This window comes from Salipiger sp. HF18, assembly GCF_011806505.1.
Lineage (GTDB): Bacteria > Pseudomonadota > Alphaproteobacteria > Rhodobacterales > Rhodobacteraceae > Salipiger > Salipiger thiooxidans.
The window spans coordinates 1-4,207 of record NZ_JAATOS010000353.1 but is presented as its reverse complement, the minus strand read 5'-3'; the positions used below and the strand labels follow the sequence as shown (position 1 = coordinate 4,207).

At 70.2% G+C, this 4,207-nt stretch carries 4 protein-coding genes, 1 tRNA gene and 1 pseudogene; all 6 read left to right on the top strand.

The window, feature by feature from the left end:
• A partial coding sequence (locus tag HC022_RS20330) for a DHH family phosphoesterase (protein ID WP_217704071.1) occupies positions 1-997 on the top strand: 997 nt, incomplete at its 5' end.
• 143 nt (positions 998-1,140) lie between these two features.
• A tRNA-Glu gene (locus HC022_RS20325) sits at positions 1,141-1,215 on the top strand.
• A gap of 266 nt (positions 1,216-1,481) precedes the next feature.
• Positions 1,482-1,700: pseudogene (locus tag HC022_RS29915) on the top strand (FAD-binding protein); the annotation flags it as partial.
• A gap of 51 nt (positions 1,701-1,751) precedes the next feature.
• The gene (locus HC022_RS20315; protein ID WP_167453630.1) at positions 1,752-1,964 is read left to right on the top strand and encodes a hypothetical protein; all 213 of its coding nucleotides are present in this window, start codon (positions 1,752-1,754) and stop codon (positions 1,962-1,964) included.
• A gap of 156 nt (positions 1,965-2,120) precedes the next feature.
• Positions 2,121-3,446, top strand: coding sequence for a hypothetical protein (locus tag HC022_RS20310; RefSeq protein WP_167453629.1), 1,326 nt, complete (start codon positions 2,121-2,123; stop codon positions 3,444-3,446).
• A gap of 115 nt (positions 3,447-3,561) precedes the next feature.
• Positions 3,562-4,207, top strand: a 646-nt coding sequence (gene rsgA, locus HC022_RS20305) for a GTPase RsgA (RefSeq protein WP_167453628.1), incomplete at its 3' end; no start/stop codon positions are given.

The window sequence follows — 4,207 nt, the reverse complement described above, 5'->3', positions numbered from 1 at the left end:
CGGCGTCAACCGGGCGCTGGTGCGGCAGGGCCTCGCGGTCATGGCGCGGCGGCAGCGGCCGGGGCTGGTGGCGCTGTCGGACGTGGCGCGGCTCGACACGGCGCCGAGCTCCTATCACCTGGGCTACGTCCTCGGGCCGCGGGTCAACGCCGGCGGCCGCATCGGGCAGGCCGACATCGGCGCCCGCCTGCTGGCCTCGCGCGATCGTCATGAGGCCGAGGCGCTGGCCGAGCGGCTCGACCGGCTCAACACCGAGCGGCGCGAGGTCGAGGAGGCGGTGCGTGCCTCGGCGCTGGCGCAGGCCGAGGCACGCGGGCTCGACGCGCCGCTGGTCTGGGCCGCGGGCGACGGCTGGCACCCGGGCGTGGTGGGCATCGTCGCCTCGCGTCTCAAGGAGATGACCAACCGGCCCGCCGTGGTGATCGGGCTCGACGGCGGCGAGGGCAAGGGCTCGGGGCGGTCGGTCTCGGGCGTGGATCTCGGCGCCAGCGTGCAGCGGCTCGTGGCGGAGGGGCTGCTGCTGAAGGGCGGCGGTCACAAGATGGCGGCGGGGCTGACTGTGGCAGAGGCGCAGCTCGAGGCGGCGATGGCGCGGCTGGCGGAGCTCTTGGCGAAGCAGGGGGCGGGCAAGGGGGGGGCTGCCGACCTCAGGCTCGACGGCATGCTGATGCCCGGCGCCGCGACGGTGGAGCTTTGCGAGATGCTCGAGCGGGCAGGGCCCTTCGGGGCGGGTGCGCCGTCGCCGCGCTTTGCCTTCCCGGACGTGCAGGTGAGCTTTGCCAAGCAGGTGGGCTCGGGGCATCTCAAGCTCTCCCTCGGGGACGGGCTGGGCGCGCGGCTCGACGCGATCTGCTTTGGCGCCTTCGAGGGGCCGCTGGGGCAGGCGCTGACCGATCACAAGGGGCAACGATTCCAGATGGCCGGGCGGCTCGAGATCAACGAGTGGAACGGTCGCCGCGCGGTGCAGTTGCGGCTGGAGGATGCCGCGCCGGCGTGAGCTTGGGTGCGGTTTCGGCAAGACATTGATTGGTAAGGGAAAAAGTGGGTTCTCGGATAAGTCTCGGGATCCGCGAAAAATCTGAAAATATGTCTTGCGGCTGCCACCGCAATTCCCTAAAACCCGCGTCACGCTTCGGATATGGCCCGTTCGTCTATCGGTTAGGACGCCAGGTTTTCAACCTGGAAAGAGGGGTTCGATTCCCCTACGGGCTGCCACTTTTCTCCTGTAAGAAATTGAAGCTAAAGAGAGAACCGAGGCCTCGGCATCTCTTTTTACCCGTCCTTATTCTCATGGCAGAAATCTACCCGCTTGAGATTGCCCATGTCTCCTCGGCCATCGGCCAATCGGGATCAAGGTCTACGCGAGCCCGAGCGGCGGGCCTCGCCAATCGTGCGGGCCACCTCTGCCACCTTCGTGCAGGAGGCCGTGCGCTATGCCGCGGAGGCGGGCATGACGGTGTCGCCGCGGGGCGGCGGACACCAACACCCGCCTCGCCGCCGCGCTCGACCGGCACGGGCTGGCCTTCCCGACCGCGCATTGCGGCGCGGTCACGGTCAGTCGCCACCTGCTCGGCGGCGGCATCGGCTGGAATGCCGCGGCGTGGGGCATCGCCTGCTTCTCGGTGCTGGCGGTTGAAGTCGTCATGGCCGACGCCACGCTGATCACCGCCAGTGCCACCGAGCGTCCGGACGTGTTCTGAGCTGCGCGCGGCGGCGGACCCGGGTTCTTCGGCATCGTCACCGCCTGCCACGTGCGGCTCTACGAGGCGCCGCGCGGCACCACCACGGTGTTGCGGGTCTACCCGGCCCGGCTCCAGACCGCGGTTGCGCTCTGGGCGGAACGGGTGATGGCCAAGGCGCCGGATTGCGTCGAATGCACCCTCAAGGTCGACACGCCGGCGCCGGGGCCCTTCGCCTCATCCGACGAGGCAAAGGCGCCGTTCTACCGGGTGACCCTGCCGTAAGTCCTGCCCGGCGCCCCGCCCGCCCCCCGGGCGGGCCGTTCGGTGCCTGCGCCCTTGCGCGGCTCGGCGCCTGTGCCGTGTTTCGCCCGTTGCAGTCCGCTGCGCGCGACCTATGGTCACGCCAGCGCCGCAAGGGCGGTTCAGACGGAGCCAAGCGTGGACGTGATCTCAGATTTCTCGACCTGCAGCCTGCAGGACACGCCCTTCCGGCGGCGCTCGCGGGTCGCCCCGGGCTACCGGACGCCGGGCTATGACGCCGCCTTCGACGCGACGACGCTCTGGATGGACGCGGTCTGGCAGAACGGTGCCGTCACGCTCACCTGCTCGCGGCTCAACAACCTTGCCGCCCTGCTGAAGCGCGGGCGGCTCACGTTAGACGGCCGGCCCGTCAGGGCCTCGGTGCGCAGCTTCTACCGCCACAGCGTCGTGACCCTGAAAAGTCCGCAGCGCCCCGAGAGCGTGGCGCTCGAGATCGACGGGCACCGCGTCGAGAGCAGCGTGCGGGAGACCGAGCCCGAGCGCTTCCGGGACCGCAACGTCATCGTCACCATGTCGCGCGACAACGACCTCGTCTGGATCGAGGATTTCGCCCGCTTCCACGCCGAGAGCCAGGGCGCCGAGGCCATTGCCTTCATCGACAACGGCTCCTCGGCCTATGGCGTCGCAGAGCTGGAGGCGTGTCTCGAACGGGCGGGGCTCGACCCACTGGTGTTGCGCACCGAGCTGCCCTTCGGCCCGCGCGGGATCAAGCCGCACGCCAACAGAGAGCTGTTCCTGCAGACCTGCGCGCTCAACGCCGTGCGGCTGCGCTACCTGCAGGAGGCCCGCGCGGTGCTTTTCTGCGACATCGACGAGCTGGTGCTGTCGCGGGGCGAGGACACGGTCTTCGACGCGGCGGCGCTTTCGCGCTTCGGCTACACCCGGTTCCGGGGCGTCTGGCGCCATGCCCGCGTGGCCCCCGAGACCGCGGTGGTGCGCCATGCCGACCATGTCTTCCGACGACCGGGCGAGGCGCCCTGTCCGCACAAGTGGTGCGTGCGTCCCTCCGGGCCGGTGGGCCAGACGCAATGGCGGCCGCATTCGCTCGAGGGCTTCGCTTTCAACGGGCTCTTCGACAGCAGCGCCTTCACCTTCCACCACTGCCGCCAGATCACCACCGGCTGGAAGCGCAACCCGGCCTCGCGTGCCGGCGCCGCGATGGTCGAGGACCTGTCCGCTGCCGCGCTGGTGCAGCGACGGGCGCGCGGGGCGCTGGTCCGGCCCGCGCCGTCGCGGCTGCGGCGTCAGGTCGGACGGCTGGCCGAGGCCGTGTCGCGGCAGTTCTTCGGGCTCACCGCGTTGCGGCAGCTGACCACCGCGGCGGTCATTCTCTGCTGTTTCAGCGTGGTGCTGGAAGAGGCGCTCGACAAGGATCCGCCGCAGCAGGAGATCTATGCCTTTCTCGACGCGGTGAAGCGGGTGTCGCAGCTCGACCCGTTCTAGGGCGCCACGCCCAAATCGGGGCCGTGTGCGAGGGTGCGGGGCTGAAACCGTTTGAGCCACCGGCCCGCTGTGGCATGCTGCGCCGCGAACGAGTCTGCCCACAGTGTGACAGCCCATGGTCCGAGATTACTCAGCCTTCCTTCCGGGTGCCGCGCCCGAGCGCCAGCCCGAGCCTGCGCTCTCGGCCATCGAGGCGCTCGGCTGGGGCGCGTTCTTTGCCGGGCAGATCGACGCGACCGATCTCACCGAGACGCCGCCGGTGCGGGTGACCGCCGTGCACCGCAGCGGGCTGCAGGTGGTGGGCGAGGGCATTGACGAGATCATCCCGCCGGGCATCGACGCCACCGTGGGCGACTGGCTGCTCTTCGACCGCGAACGGCCAAAGGCCAGCCGGGTGCTCGAGCGCCGCAGCCTGATCAAGCGCCGCGCGCCCGGGTCGGACTGGCAGGTGCAGCTCATCGCCGCCAACATCGACACGCTCTTCGTGGTGACCTCCTGCAACCAGGATTTCAACCCGGCGCGGCTGGAGCGTTACCTCGCCATGGCCTTTGACGCGGATATCGAGCCCGTCATCCTGCTGACCAAGACCGATCTCGCGGAGGACCCGGGGAGCTATGCAGATGCCGCCCGCGCGATCTCGGAGCGGGTCGCGGTGGTGGCGCTGGACGCGCGGGGGGACGAACCCGGCCAGGTGCTGCGCGACTGGTGCGGCAAGGGGCGGACGGTGGCCTTCGTCGGATCCTCGGGGGTGGGCAAGTCGA